Source organism: Bacillus pretiosus, assembly GCF_051294775.1.
Classification (GTDB): domain Bacteria; phylum Bacillota; class Bacilli; order Bacillales; family Bacillaceae_G; genus Bacillus_A; species Bacillus_A wiedmannii.
In genome coordinates this window covers 1-304 of the sequence record NZ_JBPPHF010000204.1, presented here as the reverse complement: position 1 = coordinate 304, position 304 = coordinate 1, and the positions used below count along the sequence as shown (strand labels likewise).

Annotated in this window: 1 protein-coding gene; it reads left to right on the top strand. The window is 38.5% G+C overall.

Going from position 1 to position 304, the window contains the following annotated elements; genetic code table 11:
* Nucleotides 1-198, top strand: a 198-nt coding sequence (locus tag ACSG5Z_RS30530; RefSeq protein ID WP_435712819.1) for a YfkD family protein, incomplete at its 5' end; no start/stop codon positions are given.
* Between the last annotated feature and the right edge of the window lie 106 nt (nucleotides 199-304).

Genomic DNA, 304 nt, shown 5'->3' with positions numbered 1-304 from the left:
AAGCAAAAGCCGCCAACCCCGATTCATGAGCGTCTCGTGGGCTCGGATATGTGTATAAGAGACAGAGTGTACCTTGTGTTAAAAGGAAATCAAAAGAGGCTTGTAGTAAAAAATATTACCTCACAAGGAATCGGAGCTGCTATTCCAATTCACGATCTTTTGTATTTTAAATTCATTTCTTCTTCTCACTCGCAATAATATGAAAAAACGTCAGCTTATAAGCTGACGTTTTTATTTATCACGCTATTTGTGGGCAATTGGTTCAACTAATAATCAGTGGGGAATGAACAAAACCCCCACTGAT